This is a genomic window from Candidatus Palauibacter sp., assembly GCF_965222475.1.
Classification (GTDB): Bacteria; Gemmatimonadota; Gemmatimonadetes; order Palauibacterales; family Palauibacteraceae; genus Palauibacter.
The window spans coordinates 825,143-845,455 of record NZ_CBDCUB010000001.1; the positions used below are offsets into that span (position 1 = coordinate 825,143).

Annotated in this window: 14 protein-coding genes and 2 tRNA genes; 13 read left to right on the forward strand and 3 right to left on the reverse strand. The window is 68.3% G+C overall.

The annotated features are described in order from the left end of the window. Positions 1-1,665: a DNA repair protein RecN gene (gene recN / locus ACOQPP_RS03570; protein WP_420635878.1), complete on the forward strand. Its 1,665-nt coding sequence runs from the start codon at positions 1-3 to the stop codon at positions 1,663-1,665. Positions 1,666-1,689: 24 nt separating this feature from the next. Here the strand turns inward: recN and ACOQPP_RS03575 are convergent, their stop codons facing one another. Beyond that, entirely contained in the window at positions 1,690-3,357 is a 1,668-nt protein-coding gene (locus ACOQPP_RS03575) for a hypothetical protein (protein ID WP_420635879.1), read from the reverse strand. Positions 3,358-3,467: 110 nt separating this feature from the next. Between ACOQPP_RS03575 and ACOQPP_RS03580 the strand changes: the two genes are divergently transcribed. Both ACOQPP_RS03580 and cax read left to right on the forward strand, forming a co-directional pair. Further along, positions 3,468-3,538, forward strand: a tRNA-Cys gene (locus ACOQPP_RS03580). Between the two features lie 42 nt (positions 3,539-3,580). After that, a complete protein-coding gene (gene cax, locus ACOQPP_RS03585) occupies positions 3,581-4,711 on the forward strand; it encodes a calcium/proton exchanger (protein ID WP_420635880.1) in 1,131 nt (376 codons plus the stop codon). Positions 4,712-4,909: 198 nt separating this feature from the next. On the opposite strand, the gene ACOQPP_RS03590 is transcribed toward cax, so the two are convergent. Both ACOQPP_RS03590 and ACOQPP_RS03595 read right to left on the reverse strand, forming a co-directional pair. Then, entirely contained in the window at positions 4,910-5,365 is a 456-nt protein-coding gene (locus tag ACOQPP_RS03590) for a type II toxin-antitoxin system VapC family toxin (protein ID WP_420635968.1), read from the reverse strand. Positions 5,366-5,374: 9 nt separating this feature from the next. Beyond that, positions 5,375-5,821, reverse strand: a complete 447-nt coding sequence (locus ACOQPP_RS03595) for a DUF7662 domain-containing protein (protein ID WP_419165806.1) — start codon at positions 5,819-5,821, stop codon at positions 5,375-5,377. A 205-nt stretch (positions 5,822-6,026) separates the two neighbouring features. Here ACOQPP_RS03595 and ACOQPP_RS03600 point away from each other — a divergent pair, with 205 nt between their 5' ends. The 10 genes from ACOQPP_RS03600 to ACOQPP_RS03645 all read left to right on the forward strand — a co-directional run bounded on the left by ACOQPP_RS03600 (position 6,027) and on the right by ACOQPP_RS03645 (position 20,285). Beyond that, positions 6,027-7,703, forward strand: coding sequence for an amidase (locus ACOQPP_RS03600; protein WP_420635881.1), 1,677 nt, complete (start codon positions 6,027-6,029; stop codon positions 7,701-7,703). A 27-nt stretch (positions 7,704-7,730) separates the two neighbouring features. After that, positions 7,731-9,005: a serine hydrolase domain-containing protein gene (locus ACOQPP_RS03605; protein WP_420635882.1), complete on the forward strand. Its 1,275-nt coding sequence runs from the start codon at positions 7,731-7,733 to the stop codon at positions 9,003-9,005. A gap of 44 nt (positions 9,006-9,049) precedes the next feature. Then, positions 9,050-9,133, forward strand: a tRNA-Leu gene (locus ACOQPP_RS03610). A gap of 32 nt (positions 9,134-9,165) precedes the next feature. Next, complete coding sequence (locus ACOQPP_RS03615) at positions 9,166-10,407, forward strand: P1 family peptidase (protein WP_419165809.1); 1,242 nt, start codon at positions 9,166-9,168, stop codon at positions 10,405-10,407. Positions 10,408-10,549: 142 nt separating this feature from the next. After that, positions 10,550-11,077: a hypothetical protein gene (locus ACOQPP_RS03620; protein ID WP_419165810.1), complete on the forward strand. Its 528-nt coding sequence runs from the start codon at positions 10,550-10,552 to the stop codon at positions 11,075-11,077. A gap of 215 nt (positions 11,078-11,292) precedes the next feature. After that, positions 11,293-13,821, forward strand: coding sequence for a WD40/YVTN/BNR-like repeat-containing protein (locus tag ACOQPP_RS03625; RefSeq protein ID WP_420635883.1), 2,529 nt, complete (start codon positions 11,293-11,295; stop codon positions 13,819-13,821). Positions 13,822-13,906: 85 nt separating this feature from the next. Continuing rightward, positions 13,907-14,644, forward strand: coding sequence for a hypothetical protein (locus ACOQPP_RS03630; protein WP_420635884.1), 738 nt, complete (start codon positions 13,907-13,909; stop codon positions 14,642-14,644). A 121-nt stretch (positions 14,645-14,765) separates the two neighbouring features. After that, on the forward strand, positions 14,766-16,076 hold the full coding sequence (locus ACOQPP_RS03635; RefSeq protein ID WP_419166603.1) for a CsgG/HfaB family protein: 1,311 nt from the start codon (positions 14,766-14,768) through the stop codon (positions 16,074-16,076). Positions 16,077-16,152: 76 nt separating this feature from the next. Continuing rightward, entirely contained in the window at positions 16,153-19,557 is a 3,405-nt protein-coding gene (locus ACOQPP_RS03640; RefSeq protein ID WP_420635885.1) for a type ISP restriction/modification enzyme, read from the forward strand. Between the two features lie 2 nt (positions 19,558-19,559). Then, positions 19,560-20,285: a hypothetical protein gene (locus ACOQPP_RS03645; RefSeq protein ID WP_420635886.1), complete on the forward strand. Its 726-nt coding sequence runs from the start codon at positions 19,560-19,562 to the stop codon at positions 20,283-20,285. Positions 20,286-20,313 lie beyond the last annotated feature (28 nt).

Sequence of the window (20,313 nt, forward strand, 5' to 3'; positions counted from 1 at the left end):
ATGCTGACCGAGCTTCGCGTTCGGAACTTCGCCGTCGTCGAGGAGGCCGTCCTCGAGTTCGGGCCGGGACTCAGCGTCCTCAGCGGCGAGACCGGGGCCGGGAAGTCGATCCTCGTCGAGGCGCTCGCGCTGCTGGTCGGCGGGCGCCCCTCCCCGGACATGATCCGGGCCGGGGCGGGCCGGGCGCGGATCGAGGCCCGCTTCGAGGTCGAGGGCGTCGAGGGCATCGCGTCGCTGTGCGAGCAGGCGGGCGTGGATCACGACGACGGCTGGCTGATCCTCCGTCGCGAGCTGCGCCGCGAGGGGCGCCACCGGGCCTGGGTCAACGGTTCTCCGGCCACCACGAGGCTGCTGCGCGAACTCGGGGAGCGGCTCGTCGAACTGCATGGGCAGCACGAGCACCAGCGTTTGCTCGACCGAGGCCACCAGCGGCGGATCCTCGACGCGTTCGGGCGCCATGAAGCGCTGGTCGCGAAGACGGCGGCGGCCTTCGACACGTTGCGCGACCTGGACGCCCGGCTCGCGCGAGTCCGCCAGACGGTTCGCGAAGGGCGGGAACGCGCCGACTACCTGCGCTTCAAGTGCGATGAGATCGCGGCGGCCTCGCTCTCGCCCGACGAGGATGAGGTACTGGAGACGGAGGCGCGCCGGCTCACGCATTCCGAGGAACTCATCGAGCTTTCCGGTCTCCTCCACCACCGCCTGTACGAGGCGGAAGGCTCCGTCGTGGACCAGCTCGGGGAACTCGGCAACCGACTCGACGCCCTCGTCACGATCGACCCCGCCGCGAGCCTGTTCCGTGACCTGCACGAAGCGGCGCTCCGCAGCGTCGAGGAACTCGGACTGGGTCTCGCCCCCTATCGCGACGCCATCGAGCACGACCCGCGCCGTCTCGACGAGATCCGCCTCCGCCAGGATCTCCTCTACCGGCTGAAGCGGAAGTATGGAGACTCGCTCGCCGAGGTCATCCGGACGGGAGAGGAAGCCCGGCGCGAGCTGGAGCGGATCGACGGAGCCGACGACGAAATCGCCCGCCTCGAGGCGGGCCGGGAGGAGGCGGCCGCGGAGCTGGCCGAGCGGGCGTCCAGGCTCTCCGAGCGGCGGCGGCGCACCGCCGAGGCGCTCTCCGAAGCGGTCAACGCCGCGCTCCCCGACCTCGGGCTGCGGGGCGGCCGCCTCGCGGTACAACTCGTCGGAGACGGGGAAATCCGGCGGCTGGGAACGGAGCGGGTGGAGTTTCTCGTCTCGCTGAATCCCGGCTTTCAGCCGGCCCCGCTCCGCCGGGTCGCGTCGGGAGGTGAGATGAGCCGGCTCATGCTGGCGCTCGAGGCGGCGCTGATCGAAGTCGATGAACTCCCGATCCTCGTGTTCGACGAAATCGACGCCGGCATCGGGGGCGAGGTGGCGCACCGCATCGCCGACCGGCTCATCCGCCTCTCCGCCGCGCATCAGGTGCTCGTGGTGACGCACCTGGCGCAGATCGCGGCCCGGGCCAATGCGCACTACTCCATCGGCAAGACCACGGAGGGCGAGGCGACCCGGACGTCGGTGCGCGCGCTCACCGGGGGCGAACGCGTGCTCGAGGTGGCGCGCATGCTCGGAGGCGACCCGGACAGCCGCGCCTCGCGCGCCCATGCGGAGGAGCTGCTCGCCGGCCAGATCTGACCGGACGGCCCGGGGAACGGCTCGCTAGAAGATGTTGATCGGGATGCGGAAGTCGGCGCCGAATCTGAACGAGGCGGGCGTCTGTCCCCCGGAGCCGGCGATGGCCCGTCGCAGCGAGATCCCGAACCGCCAGGGGTTCCGCACCGGGCGCGCGCCCGACCGCAATTCCTCCCGACCGCCCGCCTCGGACAGGTCGACGATGAACCCCAACCCGACGCGGTGGCGCGTCTGCGATCCCTCGGCCGCAACGAGGCTCGGGTCCTCGATCTCCGACTCCGGGTCGGTGAGGGCGTAGTAGGGATCCCCCAACTTGAAGTAGTCGTACTCGAAGCCGATCCGCATCGCCGAGTTCAGACGCAGCGTGGGCCGGACGAGAACCCGGACGTACTCTCCGAGATCCCGGAACAGGAGCGTCTGGCGCGATCCGCTCACGTACGGCTGATCCGGGGGGGTGACGTGGAGCACGTACGCGTCCGACTGCTGGATCCCGTAGTGGCCGGCCGCCTGGATCATGAACACGCGCCCGAACGCGATATCCTGATAGAGCGCCAGTTCGATATCGGTCTGTCCGTCCCCGAGAGGTATGTCGGCGGAGTTGGAGGGATCCCGGAACGGCGGGGCGTTCTGCGACTGGATCGGGACGCGCAGGAGTCCGCCGACGGTGGTTCGGAACCGGATGCCTCGCTCCGGATCGTCGGGCCCCGTCGCGCCGGGAATCGGACGACGGCGGGTGATCTGGTCGATGAGGTTGACCCGCGCGAAGACCTCGATCTCCCCGAGGGCGAGACCGTTCCTCGAATTCGCCGGGAGGCGGTCGGCGAGTCCCGCCCCGAGGAAGAGAGCCTCGAAGTCGGCTTCACTGGAGAACTCGGGAAGGGCGAGTTCCGGCAGCGAGAGCCCGAGAGCCTCGAACGCGGCCGCGAAGCCCCCGAACCGCCCCAGCATCTGCGATCCCGCCGTGCTCGGAGCGGTGGGAATCAGGCCCCCCCCGCCGGCGCGCCGCTCCAGCGCATTCAGGAAGGCCGAGGTGTTGTCCCGTAACGCGATGGCGTCGGAGAGCGCCGGGCCGGTGAGCGCACCGCTGTCGATCAGCTGCCGGAGTGATCCGAGAGCGGCCCGCGCGTCCGTGCTGAACGCGTCGCCGGGCCCCAGCCCGGACGCCGCGCCGGTGACGGTCGCGGCGGTCGAGTCGAAGGCGAATCCGGTCGTCATGTCCGTCAGAGTGAAAGGCGCCCGGAAGCCTACACTGACCCAGTCGAGGACGCCCACCTCGGCCCCGAGCGCGAGCCGCCGGATCTGGGCCCGCATCACCGAGAAATCGAGGTCGCCGAACGAGAAGTCTTCGAGCGTCACCGGATCGAAGCCGAGTGCGACGGCATCCGCGTTGAGCCCGTCGACGAGGGCGTCGGGGGCCGGGAACATCCGCCCGGCGAGCGGGCCGTCGAAGTGGCCCGCCAGCGGCTCCCGGTCGCCGTCGGCGATCGAGTCGGTCGAAGAGTCGAGGGCGAACTGCTCGGACCAGTTGAGCAGGGTCGGCGCCACCTGGAGCCACAACTGCCCGGACCGCGGCAGGCGGGCGTCGCGAAACTGCGCCTCGCAGGGTACCGAGAGCGCGATGAGGGCGAGGATGGCGAGGGGGAGGGCGCGTGGGCACCGGATCTCCGGAAGCATTGCGCGAGTATAGCAGTCCATGGCCGAACCCCGCTACGAGCGGGGTCCTCCCCCGAGGAGGGCACGCCGCCGCGCCCCGGCGTCCGGAGACTTTCCGGGGGATGGTCGGCTCATTAGGCTGTGCGATCTCCGGCGCCGTGGCCGAGTGGTTAGGCAGGGGCCTGCAAAGCCCCCTACTCCGGTTCGAATCCGGACGGCGCCTCTCTTTCTCCGCTCAGGACCGGCGACCGAAGGGGAGGTGGGGTTGGCCTTCAGACTGAAAGCGGACAACGCCCTCTACCTGTTCCTCGTCTTCATTCCCATCACCCTCGTGCTCGAGTACGTGGTCCATGCGTCTCCGACCACGCTCTTTCTTACCTCGGCGGTGGCGATCGTTCCCCTCGCCGGACTCATGGGGAAGTCGACGGAGATGCTGGCCGAGCATGTGGGGGCCGGACTCGGGGGGCTGCTGAACGCGACGTTCGGGAACGCCGCGGAACTCATCATCGCCATCTTCGCCCTCAAGGCGGGCCTCCACGAACTCGTGAAGGCGTCGCTCACGGGGTCGATCATCGGGAACATCCTCCTCGTGTTCGGGCTCGGCGCGCTGCTCGGCGGTCTGAAGTTCCGCCGACAGGTGTTCAACCGCACCGCCGCGAGGCTCGGCGCCACCCTCCTCCTGCTGAGCGCGGTGGGCCTCATCATCCCCTCGCTCCTGCACTTCACGCGCGGCGGGCCGGGTGCGGCGGCGGCAGGGGATGCAGCGACGGTCTCGGGCTCACTCAGCCTCGAGATCGCCGTCGTCCTCATCGTGTGCTACGTGCTCTCGCTCGTGTTCGCGTTCACGACGCATGCGGACCTCTACCGCGGCGCGTCTCACCACGGGGACCACGGGGAGGGCGGGGAGGGCGGGCACGCGGCGGGGGCCGCCTGGTCGAAGGGGAGGTCGTTCGCGGTCCTCCTGACGGCGGCGGCCTTCGTCGGCTGGATGAGCGAGATCCTCGTGGGCGGGGCGGAGGAGGCGGCGCACGCCCTCGGGATGAACGAGGTCTTCGTCGGCGTCATCGTCGTCGCCCTCGTCGGGAACGCGGCCGAGCACTCGACGGCGGTCCTCGTCGCGCTCCGCAACAAGATGGACCTGTCGCTCCAGATCGCGGTGGGCTCCTCGCTCCAGATCGCGCTCTTCATCGCGCCGCTGCTCGTCTTCCTCTCCTACGCGATCGGTCCGGCTCCGATGGACCTCGTGTTCACCCCGCTCGAGGTTGCGGCGGTCGCGATTTCGGTCATCGTCGTCGGACAGATCTCCGGCGACGGGGAGACGCACTGGATGGAGGGGGTTCTTCTCCTCGGCGTGTACGTGCTCCTGGGCCTGGCCTTCTTCAACCTTCCGGGGTAGCCCCGCGCGGCCGGTCGCCAAAGCAACGCTTCACGGGTTCGTGGCGTCTCAGTGTCGCGACCCCGAGGAACACTCGATGCACTGCGGGGTCGGGTCTGTGGGTGGTGAACGACGCCGGGGCGCCGGGTCACCCTCCTGTGGCAGGGAAGAAGTGGGGATGAAGTCCATTCTACCGAAGTGATCGCGCGCGCCCCGGCGTCACCCTTCCTCTCGCCCCGCCCGATCGGGGCCTTCGATTCGAACCAGTTCGACGCGATCTGCAAAGCGGCGAAAATCCTTAGGGTTCAGCGTGAGGAGCCGGTGCTCCCCGTAGGCGAGCATGGTAGCGGCAATATTGGCGTCATGGACCCGCTTTCCGGCTAGAGGTACGTCCCGACACAGCTCCGCAAGCGTGCTCATGACCCGCGGCCCGTCCTCGAGGATCTCGAAGACTCCGCACATCCGCTCCACGTCACCCAGGGCCTTCGCCATGTCGAGCGGGGTCGACCAGGCCTGGGGCCGTGTAACCGTAGCCAGGTATTCCCGGATGATCTGTCGGCTGATCCGGAGCCGTTCAGGACCCTGCAAGGCTCTCGAGATCGCGCGCCGGGCGATCCGGGACTGAGGAGCTTCCGGAACCCGGGCCGCTACGATGACGTTGGTGTCAATGAACAGGGCGGGCTCCTATCGGCCTTCGTCGCGGTAGATCTCCTCGCGGCTGCAGCGGAATCCCTCCGGCCAGGGCCCGAAGTCGTGGGGCGTGAAAATGTCGTCGACCGAGAACCGCCGACCACGGTCGGAATCGGTCGACGCATGCGTCGCGTCTCGTGCCGTCGCACCCTCACTCCGCACAAAGATCAACGTCTCCGCTTCCATGTCCACGGATTTCGTCCTCCATCCTGCGGCCACCCACGAGAAGGCGTGGCTGTGACCGCCGCTCCGACCGGGATTCGACCACCACGGCCGGTGAATGCGCGCGGAACCCGGAAGGCCGAAGCCGAGGATTCTCTCGAGTTTCGAGAACGTCGTGCGCCATTCGTGCCCGCCACGGGCGCACAAGTGCGCGTAGAGCGGTGCGTACTTGCCGCGCGACGCCGCCTCACGAATGAGCATCGTACGAGGTTCGGTCATCGTATCATCACCGGGCCGAAAAAAAACAAGTACTTATATAATCCCGGGGGACAGCGTGGCAGTCAACCACGGGCTGGCGACCTCCCCTTCGATTTCGACTCTCCCCTACGGTGGGTTGTCGGTTGGGGCGTTTCTCCGCAGTCTGAGCCCTCGGGGCAGCCCGGGCCGAGCCGGGATCGGCCCATCTCAGCCACAGGAGGCGCGAGTGTCCGAGAAGCACGACGGAGCGGGCGACGGAGCGGAGGCGGAGGCCGCGGACCGCTGTATTCGGCGGCGGGGCTTTCTGAAGGTCGTTGCGGCGGCCACGGCGGCCGGGGCGCTGGATCCGAGGACGCTGGTGGCCGCTGGAACCGCTGACGTCGGCGCTTCCCGCGCGCCCGCGTGGCTGCGGGCGCAGGAAGCTGCGCAGGAGGAGACGATCCCCCTCCGCAACGGCGAGCCGCCGGCCCTCCAGTTCCAGGCGTATCCGGGCGGGACCGGCGCGCTGCTCGAGAAGTACTGGCGCGCCGGGCTGAACCCGTTCGAGCGCACGCCGATCGAGCTCGATCCGTGGCAGGGGGCGGTGCCGTCGAGCGAGGAGGAGGTCGCCTTCCTCCCGGTGCACCGCCTCGCGGCCCTCGTCCGCGAGCGCCACGTGTCCCCGACGGAGCTGTTCGAGATCTACATGGAGCGCATGAAGCGCTACGACCCGGTCCTCCTGTGCGCGGTCACGATCATCGAGGGCAGGGGGAGGGAAGAGGCCGAGCAGGCGGAGGCGGAGATCCGGGCGGGAGAGTGGCGGGGGCCCCTGCACGGCATCCCCTGGGGTGTGAAGGATCTCTTCTCCACCGAGGGGGCGCGGACGACGTGGGGCTCGGCGGCATTCCAGACCCGGATGATCGAGGAGGATGCCGAGGTCGTGCGCCGGCTGCGCACCGCCGGCGCCGTGCTCATCGCCAAGCTCGCCACGGGAGAGTTCGCCCGCGGCGACCGCTGGTACCGGGGCCGGACGCTCAATCCGTGGAACCTCGCCTGGGGGTCGAGCGGATCATCGGCCGGCCCCGGATCGGCGACTGCGGCGGGCTGCGTCGCCTTCTCCATCGGGACGGAGACGCGGGGTTCCATCGTCTCGCCCAGCCGGCGCTGCGGGCTGAGCGCCCTCCGCCCCACCTTCGGGCGCGTGAGCCGTTACGGCGGGATGGTGCTCTCCTGGAGCATGGACAAGACGGGACCCATGTGCCGCACGATCGAGGACTGCGCGCTCGTGTTCAACGAGATCCATGGGGCCGACGAGAAGGACCCCGCCTCGGTCACGCTGCCCTTCCGCTTCGAGCGGTCGCCGGATCTCGGCTCGCTCTCGATCGGCTACACGGAGAACGCGCCCAGCTCCTTCGTCGAGAAGCTGGAGGAACTGGGGGCGCGGCCGCGGCTCATGCGCGAGCTGCCCGCCCAGTCGGCCAGTTCGCTGGGGGCCGAGTCGTCGTCGGCCTTCGACTTCCACGTCGCCCCGAACGGAGAGCTGCCGCCGGTGCCGGAGGGGCTCAGCGAGCAGGAGCAGCGTGATTTTACGCGCTTCCGACGCGGCCGGGACGGGCTCGCGATGGACTACGTCCATGCCCAGCGGCGTCGACACATCGTGATGAAGCGCATGGCCGAGGCGATGGACGGCTTCGACATGTTCGCCACCGGTTCGGGCGAGGTGGGGCTCACGAACGAGACCGGGCACCCGGCCGCCGTCGTGCAGTACGGTTTCGGCCCGGCCGGGCCCGAGGATGAAGAGGCGGACCAGCCGCTGACCACGACCCTGATCGGAGATCTGTTCGCGGACGACAAGATCCTGAGCGTGGCGCACGCCTTCCAGACGGCGACGGACTGGCACACGCGCCACCCGGCGCTCGATTGATGGGGCTCGACTGAGGGAGGACGAAGGATGAACAGGATGCCCAAACGCCTGCTCTGGGGCGTGCTGCCCGTGCTCGTGATCGGTGTCGCGCTCGTCGTGCGCGGGGCCCCCGCTTCGACTGCGGTCGAGAACGGAGGGGGTCGACTCGAGCGCTTGAGCGAGTCGCTGGAGACGTACGTGGAGGAGGGGCGGCTGGCGGGCGCCGTGGCCCTCGTCGCGCACGGCGGCGAGACCTCGTACCTGCAGGCCGTCGGCCAGCGCGACATCGCGGCGGGCGACCCGATGGAGACCGACGACATCTTCCGCATCGCCTCGCAGAGCAAGGCGATCGTGAGCGTCGCGGTCATGATGCTGCAGGAAGCCGGGGATCTCCTGATCTCCGACCCGCTGGGCCGCTATCTGCCCGAGTATCTGGAGACGACGGTGGCTGTCGCCGATGGCGCGGGCGGCTACGAGATCGTCCCGGCCAGCCGCCCCATCACGATCCGCGATCTCCTCACGCACACGGCCGGGATCGGCTATGGCGGCGGTCCCGGGGCGGAGCTGTGGGCCGACGCGGGCATCCAGGGCTGGTACTTCGCGCACCGCGACGAGCCGATCCGCGAGACGGTGCGCCGCATGGCGGCCCTCCCCATGGACGCGCAGCCGGGCGAGCGCTTCGTGTACGGCTATTCGACCGACATCCTCGGCGCCCTGGTGGAGGATGTGTCCGGTGAGCCGCTCGACGCGTTTCTGCGCACCCGCATCTTCGAGCCGCTGGGCATGGTGGACACGCACTTCTACCTGCCCGAGGAGAAGCGGGACCGCCTGAGCGTGGTCTACTCGGCCTCGGCCGACGGTCTCGCGCCCGCGCCCGACCCGGGCGGCATGGTCGGGCAGGGGGCCTACGTGGATGGCCCCCGCACCAGCTTCTCGGGAGGCGCCGGCCTCCTCTCCACCGCGCGCGACTACGCCCGCTTCCTGCAGATGATGCTGAACGGCGGCGAACTCGACGGGGCCCGCATCCTGTCCTCCAAGAGCGTGGAGCTCATGACGGTCAACCATGTGGGGGACAGGTTCGGCTGGGAATCGGGGGGTGGCTTCGGCCTCGGGTTCAGTGTGCTCCGCGATCTCGGCGCGCGCGGAACGCCGGGCTCGGTCGGCGAGTACGGGTGGGGAGGGGCGTACCATTCCACCTACTGGGTGGACCCGGACGAGGATCTCGTCGTCGTCTACTTCACGCAGCTCATCCCGACGGGCGATGTCGACGATCACGCGAAGCTGCGCACCCTCGTGTACCAGGCGATCGACGAATTGCAATAGCGAGCCTCGGCCCCGCGTGGTAGATCTCGGGGCCCCGTTCGGGAGCCGGAGTGGCGGAACTGGCAGACGCGCCGGACTCAAAATCCGGTGGGAGCAATCCCTTGAGGGTTCGAGTCCCTCCTCCGGCATCGACCTGGACTCCCGATGGAGGAAACGGGTGATGATTCCCGGGAACTCATCCTCGGCCGCGGCACCGCCGCGCCGCCTCGTCCCGTTCACCGTGGCACTCGCGCTCGTTGCAGCCGCGTCTTCCGCGGATGCGCAGGAGCGCAGGAGCGCGCGCGATCTGGGCATCGTGGTGGGCGTCCTGCCCACGGGGCCTCTCAACCAGATCACGGATGTGGCGGGGGTGCGGGTGGGGCACGTCACCGTGACGAGCGGAGACACGATCAACACCGGGGTCACGGCCATCCTCCCGCACGGCGGCAACATCTTCCGGGAGAAGGTCCCCGCCGCCTTCGTGGCGGGGAACGCGTTCGGAAAGTTCGCGGGCACGACCCAGGTGCAGGAACTGGGCGAACTCGAGTCCCCGGTGGTCCTGACGTGCACGCTCTGCGTGCCGCGGGCCGCCGACGCGGTGATGACGTATCTCCTCGGGCTTCCCGGCAACGAGGAGGTCCGGTCCGTGAACCCGGTCGTGGGCGAGACGAACGACGGCTTCCTGAACCGGATCCGGCTGCGCCCGATCAGCGAGTCGGACGTGCTCACGGCGATCACGGAGGCGGAGGCGGGGCCGTTCGAACAGGGGAGCGTGGGCGCGGGTCGCGGCACGATCGCCTTTGGCTGGAAGGGCGGCATCGGCTCGGCGAGCCGCCGGCTGCCGGAGAACCTCGGCGGCTGGACCGTCGGCGTGCTCGTCCAGTCCAATCACGGCGGGGTCCTCACGATTGACGGGGCCCCGGTGGCGGAGGCGCTGGGCGGCGCGCCCTACGGCGGGGCGGGACCGGATGCCCCGTATCCGCGGGCGGGGATGCGTCCGCGGGCGGGCGGCACCGGTGACGGAGGGGCGTCGGAGGCGCCGCGGGCCCCCGCGTCCCTCGAGGATGGCTCCATCATTATGGTCGTCGCCACGGACGCGCCGCTGGAGCACCGCAACCTGGAACGCCTCGCGCGCCGCGCGCTCCTGGGGCTGGGGCGGGGCGGCGGCAGCATGAGCAACGGGTCGGGCGACTACGTGCTCGCCTTCAGTTCGGTCCCCCTGTCCCGGCTCTGGGACGAGGAGCGGGTGTCCAACGCGGCGATGAGCCCGCTCTTCCAGGCCGCCGCGGAGGCGACCGAGGAGGCGATCCTAAACTCCATCTTCCTCGCGACCACGGTCGAGGGAGACCGCGGCACCGTCGAGGCGATCCCGCTCGAACCGACGCTGGAGATCCTGCGCCGACACGGCGTCGTCCCCCGCTGACTGACCGCTGGTGGCAGGGCTCCCCTCCCGGCGCTGTCGGACATTGGATCGCCGATCCTGTTGAGATTATGTTGAGATCTACGGGGAGGTCGAGTGGCGTAACCCGGTGGGCATGCCCCGCCGCCGCACTCGGACTTCCAGCATGAGGCTCGACGGCATGGAAACGGATACGATGGGAATCCTCGGCGTGTTGTTGGCGGTCATCGCTTCGGCGATCAGCCTTGCCGTGTTCACCCGAGGGGCCGCGAACAAACTTGACGACAGGATCACGGAGTTGAGGGGCGAGGTTGGCAAGGTGCGCACGGAGTTGGGCGGCGAGATCGGCAAGGTACGCACGGAGTTGAGGGGCGAGATCGGCAAGGTACGCACGGAGTTGAGGGGCGAGATCGGCAAGGTACGCACGGAGTTGAGGGGCGAGATCGGCAAGGTACGCACGGAGTTGAGGGGCGAGATCGGCAAGGTACGCACGGAGATGGGCGGCGAGATCGGCAAGGTGCGCACGGAGTTGAGCCGCGAGATCGGCAAGCTACGCACGGAGTTGAGCCGCGAGATCGGCAAGGTGCGCGCCGAAGTGATCGAGACGCGGGTGGCCATGACGGACCGCGTCGCGCGGCTGGAGGGCCACGTATTCGGCACCCCGCCTCCAGAGGCCGCTGCCGAGACCGCCTGAGCCGGCTCTGTCAGGCAAGGACGGAGGCCCGCGGAGCCTGACGCTCCGCCGGGGGTTTCCCCTTCGCCCCGGTTTCCCCGGCGTCCGCCCGCCTCGCCGTGCCCGGGCCCCTCAAACGCCGGGCGACGCGCGGGTGTCTTCCGTTGCGTCGGGGGAGTCCTCCACTTTGACTCCGTTGTGCCCTCAGGGATCACTACAGTCAGGAGCCGCGAACCATGCTGAAGCGCGTCTTTCTTCCCGTCTTCCTCGCGACGACCGCCCTCCCGGGCCAGATGGCCGGCCAGCAGGCGGTGGCCGACGAGGACTTCATGTCCGAGATGGAGTGGCGCTCGATCGGTCCCGCGAACATGGCCGGGCGCGTCACCGACATCGAGGGCGTCCCGGGCACCGGGACCTTCTTCATCGCCGGCGCCACGAGCGGCATCTGGAAGACCACGAACCACGGAACCACCTTCCGGCCGGTGTTCGACAACGAGCGGGTCATCTCGATGGGCGACCTCGCGATCGCGCCGAGCAACCCCGATATCGTGTGGGCCGGCAGCGGCGAGGAGGACTCCCGCAACTCGATCTCGCCCGGAGGCGGGATCTACAAGTCCGTCGATGGCGGCCTTACCTGGGAGTTGAAGGGGCTCGAGGGGACGCAGGCGATCGGACGCATCGTCGTCCACCCGACGAAGGCGGACTGGGTCTACGTCGCCGCCCTCGGACATCCGTGGGGCGACAACGAGGAGCGCGGGCTGTACCGGACGAAGGACGGCGGCGACACGTGGGAGCGCGTGAACTTCGTCTCGGACAAGGCGGGCTTCGTGGACATCGACATGCACCCCCGGAACCCGGATATCCTCTGGGCCACGAGCTGGGAAAGAGTCCGCGGCCCGTATTTCCTGCAGAGCGGCGGTCCGGGGAGCGCGATCTGGAAGTCGACCGACGCCGGCGACACGTGGGAGAAGGTCGAGGGTAACGGCCTCCCCGAGACCATGCTCGGTCGGCTCGAGATCGCCATCGCGCCCAGCTATCCCCGGATCATGTACGCGGTGGTCGAGGCGGAGGCCCCCGACGAGGCGGATGAGAACGGCGACCGGAACGCGTCCGGGCTCTACCGTTCCGAAGACGGCGGCGAGACGTGGGAGTTCATGAACGCGAGCAACTCGCGGCCCTTCTACTATTCGGGCGCGTGGGTGTCGCCGGACGACCCGGATTTCCTCTACTGGTCTTCTCTTTTCTTCTCGCGCGACGGCGGGCGCACGGTGGGGAATCCGGCCCAGGGCGTGCACGTCGACTATCACGCACTGTGGTGGGACTCTTCCAATCCTGACCATTTCATATTGGGCAACGACGGCGGGATCGCGATCACGTGGGACCGCGGCGGGAACTTCGAGTTCCCGAACCGTATTCCCATGGGACAGTTCTATGCGGTCAGCTACAATATGGATACACCCTATCGCGTCTGTGGCGGTCTTCAGGACAACTATACCTGGTGCGGTCCGAGCGAGCGCGCGGGCGGCGCCATAGACAATCACATGTGGTATTCGATCGGGGGCGGCGACGGCTTCTACGCGCCGCAGGACCCGACGAACCCGGACATCGTGTTCGGGGAATCGCAGCAGGGGCGCATCTACTGGCGCAACACGCGCACGGGCGAGCGGCATCAGCTGCGGCAGCCCGACTGGCGGGAGCGCACGCAGGCCCTGCGGGACTCGATCGCGGTCCTGTCGGGGGACGATCCCGACGACCCGCCGGCCGCGAACGTGGCGCAGATCGAGGAGCTCCAGGCTCTCGTCGCCCAGGATTCCGCGCTCTTCGACATGCGCTTCAACTGGAACACGCCGCTCGAGATGTCGCCGCACGATCCGCAGACGCTGTACATCGGGGCGAACCGCGTGCTGAAGTGGACGTACGACACGGATGAGATGACCCCGATCTCGGACGACCTCACCTACGCGGATCCGGAGAAGATCGAGGTCGCGTACGGTACCACGGGCGGGATCACCCCGGACGTCACCGGGGCGGAGAACTTCGCCACCCTCGTCTCGCTCGCCGAGTCGAAGATGAACGAGGGCGAACTCTACGCGGGGACCGACGACGGTCGCGTGTGGCGCACCCCGGAGGGGGCGGAGTGGATCGAACTCACCGATCGCTTCGAGGGGGTCCCCGAGGGGACGTACGTGAGCCGCATCGAGCCCTCGAGCCACGATCCGAACCGCTTCTACGTGACCTTCGACAACCACCGGCGGGACGACTACATACCCTACGTGTACGCGACGGACGACGGCGGGGAGACGTTCCGGTCCATCGCGTCGAACCTGCCCGCGGGAGCGCCGGACTTCGTGCACGTGATTCGCGAGGATCCGGTGAACCCGGACCTGCTCTTCGTGGGGACGGACGTGGGCGCCTACATGTCGACCGACCGCGGCGGGTCGTGGTCGCGCTTCATGAACGGGCTCCCGACGGTGCCCGTGCACGACCTCAGGATCCACCCGCGCGAGCGCGAGATCATCGCGGGCACGCACGGCCGCTCGATCTTCGTGGCCGACATCTCGCTCCTGCAGGAACTGGACGGCGGGCGCCTGCCGGAGGCGATCACGGTGTTCGACCCGAAGACGGCGATCCAGTACGGCGATCCGCCGGTGGGCGGCGAGTTCATCGCCCAGAGCGCCTTCCAGGGACGCGGGAGAGTACGGGGCCGAGGTCTCGTATTTCATCCCCGAGGATGTCGCCGATCAACTGGCGGAAGCGGCCCGTGAGGAGCGGGAGGCGCGGCGAGACGAGGCGGCGGAAGGGCGCGCTCCGGGGGACCGGGCCGGTCTTGCCGCTGTCCGACCTGGCGGTATGGGGCCCGCGGGAGCCGGCGGGCGGGGAGCCGGTCTCGGCGCCCAGGCCTCGGTCGCGATCCTCAACGCAACAGGCGACACCGTGCAGGTGCTCAACGGGTCGGCCTCGGCCGGCGTCAACCGGGTCCGGTGGACGTTCAACCGGCGAACCGCGCCGGCGGAGCCGTCGCCCGCGGACCGCGCCGACAGCATCCGCAACGCCCGCATGTACGCTGCGGTCGGCGATTCGCTGGTCGAGCACGAAGAGGTCGACCGCGAGGTCATGGACCAGGTGCTCGAGATGATGCAGGGCGGCAACCAGGCCGGCCTGCGGCGCATGTTCGGCGGCGGTGGCAGAGGCGGAGGCGGTTTCGGCGGCGGCGGCGCGGGCGGGTGGCAGGACCGGCCCGCCGAGCGCTATCCGCGGGCGGGACAGGCCGCGGGCGCCCGGGGCGGAGCGGCTGCGGCGGCGAGCGAGGCTCCCGCCGGCGGTGGGGCCGGCGAGGGCGGTCCCGATCCGGCGAGCATGCGGCAGGTGTTCCAGCAGCTGACACAGGCCATGCGTGAGCGCGGTGGCGGAGGCGGATTCCGGCGCTTCTTCGGCGGTGGCGGAGGTGGCGGCGGCGGCCTGGCCGACCCCGGCACCTACACGGTCGCGATCACGCTCGGCGAGGAGACCTTCACGACCACGCTCGAAGTCGTTCGCAAGGAGGGCTTCGGCTTCTGGGACGAGCCGGACACGGAAGACCGGCGATAGCGGAAGGGTACCGCGCGGGCGGCGAACCTCCGCGGCCCGCGCGGTGTCCCAAGACTCGACAGCCGATCGAAGGGCTCTGCGAACGGCCACCGGGCGCATGGACAGCGGCAGCGGGCGGAAAATGAGCGAGACGGGCGGAGGAGAGGGGACGGACGCGTCGATCCCGGGGAAGATCCGGAAGCGACGCATGCTGCAGATCGCGCTCATCTACCTGGGCGCGGGGTGGCTGTGCGTCGAGATCACCGACTTCATCGTCGGGAACTACGGGTTCTCCAGGAAGATCCTCGACACCGTCGTCTTCCTTTCCATTCTCGGCTTCCCCGCCTTCCTCATCATCGGTTGGTTCCACGGCGAGAAGGGCCCGCAACGGATCCGCCGCGCCGAGAGGTGGCTGCTGGTCACGCTGGCTTCGCTGGGGGCGATCGGCACGTACCGAATCGCCACGGCCGAACCCACCGCGGGTGACGGCGTTGAGGCCCCTGCGGTCCGGGCTGCCGCGGATGGGACGGGAGATGCGATCACCGCCGCCGGGGAGATGCCCGACCTGGGCCCGAGTTCGCTGGCGGTCCTCCCCTTCCGGAACAACGTGCCCGATCCGGAGCTGCAGTGGCTGGGCGCGGGCCTCGCGGACCTGCTGACGACCAACCTGGCGCAACGGCCCGACGTGGTGGTGGTCGGGCGGCAGAGTCTGTACGACATCCTGACCGAAGGCGGACTCTCCGAAGAGGAGGAGATCCCGGAAGCGCTGGCGATGACGGTCGCGCGGAGAGCCGGGGCCCGGCTGCTCCTGTGGGGAAGCGTGACCGGGGCCCCCGACGACATGCGCATCGACGCCCACGTGATCGAACTCGAGGGCGGCACGATCTGGTGGGCCGATTTCGCGCGCGGCGGCGACGTGTTCGAACTCGTGGATTCGCTGACGGTGGGCCTCGCGACCCAGCTGACCGGCGTGCGGCCGCCGCTGGAGGCTGCCCGCATCAGCCACCTCGGCACACAGGACCTGGAGGCGCTGGGCGCGTTCCACCGCGCAAACGCCCTCGCCCGGGCCGGCCGACTCGAGGAGGCCGAGGCGCACTTCGAGCGAGCCGCTACGATCGACAGCGCTTTCGCCCTCCCCCTGCTCGCATCGCGCGGCGAGTTCGCGAGCGACGAAGCCGAGCCGTCCGAGGAGGACCGGACGGAATCCGAGCGCCGTCGAGCCTCATGGCGGGAGCGCCGCGAGGCTCAGCTCTTCCGGCGGCTGCCGGATGAAGTGAAGAGCCGACTCGCGGGTCTGAGCGGCGAGGCACTGCGCGCCGCCGTGGACTCGCTGTGGGCCCGCTCCCGCTCCGCTCTGGACCTGCTTTCCGGCCAACGTCCGCCCGGCGGGACGCGACCGACCGGCCCGCCCCCGAACCGGCCGCCACCGCGCGACCCCACACAATCCCGATAGGCCGTCGGCACGATTCCGGCGCTCGGTGGGCTCTTCGAGCTTGCCTGCCGCGCCACGCCGTGCCACTACGTACGCCATGAGCGGAACCAACAAGAAGCTCACAAATGCGGTGGAGCAGTACTTCACCGACCTGCGGCGGATTCGCGCCTCCGGCGGCGCCACCGGAGAGAGGTCGAGCTATCCGGCGCTGTCGAAGCTCCTCGACGCCGTCGGCGCGACGCTCAGGCCCAAGGTGTTCTGCGTGGCGGACATGGCCGACCAGGGCGCCGGCCACCCCGACTTCGGACTCTACAGCCAGCGACAGTTACAGCGGGGCGTTCCGCGAAAAGGACAGGCTCCCGAGCGCGGCGTCGTCGAGGTGAAGTCGCCCGGCGACGACATGCAGGAGACATTCCGAGAGCAGGTGGCGCGCTACGGCGAACGCTACCGGCTGGTCCTGGCGACGAACCAGAGAGAGTTCCGGCTCACCGCCGTCGAGGCGGGCGGAGTCACTTCGACGCTCGAGTCCTTCAGTCTCGCAGGCACCGAGGCAGCCTTCGCGCACAAGCTGGAGCATCCGCGCGCCTTCGCCCGCGAGAGCGGAGCCGGGCTTGGGGAGTACCTGTCTCGCGCGCTGTCCCATCGGGCTACGCTCGTCGACCCAAAGGATGTCGCTTGGCTCCTCGCCTCCTACGCGCGCGACGGGCTCGCGCGGGTCGAAGCGGCGGGCGACCCGCCTTCGCTGAGAGGGCTGCGCTCGGCGCTCGAAGAGGCCCTGGGCGTCCGGTTCGAAGGCGCGCGGGGCACGCGCTTCTTTCACTCCACGCTGGTACAGACGCTTTTCTACGGCATTTTCTCCGCGTGGGTGCTTTGGTCTCGCCACGACGGATCGGATGATGCCCAGTCCGTGACCGAAGGCGGCCCGGCGCGGTTCAGTTGGAGGGAAGCCGTGTGGCACCTGCGCGCTCCGGTTCTCCGCGCCCTGTTCCAGCAGGTCGCCGATCCCGGGCGCCTGCAACGGCTGGGCCTCGTCGAAGTTCTGGATTGGACGGCGGCGGCGCTCGACCGGGTGGACCGGACGGCCTTCTTCTCCCGGTTCAATGAAGGCGAGGCCGTGCCGTATTTCTACGAACCGTTTCTGCAGGCGTTCGATCCCGAACTGCGAAAGCAACTCGGCGTGTGGTACACACCCATCGAGGTCGTTCGCTACATGGTCGCGCGCGTGGACAAGGCGCTGAAGGACGATCTCGGTATCGCCGACGGGCTCGCGGCGGAGAACGTCTACGTACTCGATCCCTGCTGCGGCACCGGGGCCTACCTGGCGGAGGTGCTCCGGCGGATCGGCGCCAATCTGGAGGGACAGGGCTTCGGCGCGCTTACCGGCGCGAGGGTGAAGCAAGCCGCGACCGAAAGGGTGTTCGGTTTCGAGATCATGCCTGCGCCCTTCGTCGTCGCGCACTTGCAGGTCGGCTTGACCATGCAGGATCTGGATGCCGCGCTCTCAGACGACGGCGCGGAACGGGCCGGAATCTTCCTGACCAACGCTCTGACCGGCTGGGAGCCTCACACGAGCAAGCCGCTGCCGTTCCCGGAACTGGAGGAGGAACGCGACCGGGCCGAAAACGTGAAGCAGGAGACGCCGATCCTCGTGATCCTCGGCAACCCGCCCTACAACGGCTTCGCGGGCATGGCGGTGGACGAGGAAAGGGAACTGTCGCTCGCGTACCGCAAGACGAAACGCGTCCGCAGGCCCGAAGGGCAGGGGTTGAACGACCTCTACGTCCGCTTCTTCCGCATGGCGGAGAGGCGCATTGCCGAGAAGACGGGGCAGGGAGTGGTCTGCTTCATCTCCAACTATTCCTGGCTCGACGGACTCTCCTTCACCGGGATGCGCGAGCGCTGCCTGGAGGCCTTCGACGAGATCCGCATCGATTGCCTGAACGGCGACAAATACCGAACCGGCAAGGTCGCCCCTGACGGCTCGCCCGACCCGAGTATCTTCTCGACGGAGGGCGATCCCGTCGGCATCCAGGTCGGAACCGCCATCGCGACTCTCGTGCGCAAGCCTGAGCACGCGCCCGCCACCGACGTTGCTTTCCGGCATCTGTGGGGACGAGCTAAGCGGACGGAATTGACCGCCACGGCGGAAACGGAACCCTCCGCACTCTATGAAGGGGTCGGACCTATCTTGCCGCTTGGCCTCCCCTTTTCCCCGGTGGCGGTGAGTAGCGATTGGTTCAACTGGCCGAGGTTGCCCGACTTGCTGCCGACGGCATTTCCGGGCGTGCAAACCGGCCGCGACGCGTTTCTCGTTGACATCGATCTGGACCGACTGAAGTCGCGCGTTGCGGACTACTTCGATGCGGGGATCGGCCACGAAGAAATCGCAAGGCGCTATCCGAGAGTGATGAAGACGACGGCGCGTTTCGATGCCCGCGGCGTTCGCAATGCGCTGGTTGAACGTGGCGGGCCCGATACCGCCGGGTTCATCCGCGTCGCCTACCGACCCTTCGACAACCGTTGGCTCTACTGGGAGAAAGACACTGAGCTGCTGGACAGGAAGCGCGCAGAGTACCGCCCCCACGTGTTCGAAGGAAATCCGTGGTTGTCCGTGGCGCAGCACCTGCGGAAGGGAGCGGTAGAACCGCAAACGGTGTTCACTGAAGAAATGGGTTCGCGCCACCTAATAGAACGGGGCACGCTAATGTTCCCCGCTTGGTTGCGCGATGACGGGCTGGGGTTGGACCTGAGCGGATCGCGACGAGCAAACCTTTCCGCAAAGGCGCAGGGCTATCTGGACCAGGTCGGTGCCGGCGTTGACGACCTCTTCCACCATGTCCTGGCAGTGCTCCACGATCCCGGATACCGCGAGGCAAACGCTGGGGCGCTGCGCATGGAATGGCCGCGCATACCGCTTCCCGGCTGGCCCGATGGCGAAGCCGAGTGCGCTGCGCAGGCCTTCGCTGAATCGGCGGAGCGGGGCCGCAGACTCGCCGCACTGCTCGACTCGGAAGTGCCCGTCCCAGGCGTTACGCAGGGCAGCTTGTCTCCAGCCATGGCCGCCATTGCCGTCCCCGCCACGACGGACGGTCGAAACATGGCGAGCGAAGACTTCGCGGTCACGGTCGGGTGGGGGCACTTCGGAGCCGGCAAGGCCGTGATGCCCGGCCAGGGTCGTGTCGTTGAGCGTCCCTTCTCCCCGGCGGAGGGCGAGGCAATGGGCGACAGCCTGCCTGCGCTCGGAGAGAGCACCTTCGATGTCTATCTCAACGCACGCGCCCTCTGGCGCAACGTTCCTGCTACGGTCTGGAACTACAAGTTGGGGGGTTATCAGGTCCTCAAGAAGTGGCTCTCCTACCGCGAGAGCGGCGTCCTCGGCAGGTCCCTGCAAATCGAGGAGATCCAGCACTTCACAGCCACGGCCCGGCGCATAGCCGCGATCGTTCACGCGGTTTCTGACCCGGAGAGCCCGCTACGCTCGTACTGGCAGCGGAACCAGTGAGCGTGATCTTCTTCTTCGCGAAGTTCCTTGCCAAGGAAGCGTACGTCCATGACGTCATGGCTGGCAGGCTCCACGTGAATCGTCTGGCATGTTTCAAGGACTTCGAGGAAGAAGCGACCTGCAACCGCGGCGACAGGCATGAAGGTGTTGTACACTGGCTTCAGCCTGATGGGATACGCCTTGTTCTCAACGGACGCGACCTGACCCCCGATCTTGCGGGACCAGTCGAAATTGGAATGAGCTGGCTCAATCACATTCATGTATTCTGTCTCCATGCGGCTCACAGCGGCAGCTTAGACCTAACCGACTTGACTTCTGGTACGATTGATGGCCTGAGGGAAAAGCTGGAGATACCCAGTGAATGTCGACAACTCGGCGAACATGCAATTATAATCAGAAACGTTCGACAGTTTATTGATCGGATTGAGACTGCCGCCAAGCTCAAGGACCACCGAGTCCATCGGGGATTGGTCCGATACTACAACCCAGACACGTTCCATGGACGCTTCGATGGCATCGAAGCGGCATTCAGAAAACGTGATGAATATAGACACCAACGAGAATACCGATTTGCCATCGATACTCGGACTACTGGCGTTGATCCTCTGATTCTCAATATCGGAGATATCAGCGACATCGCAATCCCCTGCAAAACAGCCACTATCAATGATATGTTTTTGCGTGGCAGCATTGAGATCAAACGCCCAAGTCGAGGGGGGGCGATCTGAAGGGCGATACTTGTGGACTCCTGCGACA

Excerpts from the sequence above, each read along its gene's own strand:
- recN (WP_420635878.1), top strand. The coding sequence starts at position 1 with ATGCTGACCGAGCTTCGCGTTCGGAACTTCGCCGTCGTCGAGGAGGCC.
- ACOQPP_RS03575 (WP_420635879.1), bottom strand. The coding sequence starts at position 3,357 with ATGGACTGCTATACTCGCGCAATGCTTCCGGAGATCCGGTGCCCACGC.
- ACOQPP_RS03595 (WP_419165806.1), bottom strand. The coding sequence starts at position 5,821 with ATGACCGAACCTCGTACGATGCTCATTCGTGAGGCGGCGTCGCGCGGC.
- ACOQPP_RS03605 (WP_420635882.1), top strand. The coding sequence starts at position 7,731 with ATGAACAGGATGCCCAAACGCCTGCTCTGGGGCGTGCTGCCCGTGCTC.
- ACOQPP_RS03615 (WP_419165809.1), top strand. The coding sequence starts at position 9,166 with ATGATTCCCGGGAACTCATCCTCGGCCGCGGCACCGCCGCGCCGCCTC.
- ACOQPP_RS03620 (WP_419165810.1), top strand. The coding sequence starts at position 10,550 with ATGAGGCTCGACGGCATGGAAACGGATACGATGGGAATCCTCGGCGTG.
- ACOQPP_RS03625 (WP_420635883.1), top strand. The coding sequence starts at position 11,293 with ATGCTGAAGCGCGTCTTTCTTCCCGTCTTCCTCGCGACGACCGCCCTC.
- ACOQPP_RS03630 (WP_420635884.1), top strand. The coding sequence starts at position 13,907 with ATGGGGCCCGCGGGAGCCGGCGGGCGGGGAGCCGGTCTCGGCGCCCAG.
- ACOQPP_RS03635 (WP_419166603.1), top strand. The coding sequence starts at position 14,766 with ATGAGCGAGACGGGCGGAGGAGAGGGGACGGACGCGTCGATCCCGGGG.
- ACOQPP_RS03640 (WP_420635885.1), top strand. The coding sequence starts at position 16,153 with ATGAGCGGAACCAACAAGAAGCTCACAAATGCGGTGGAGCAGTACTTC.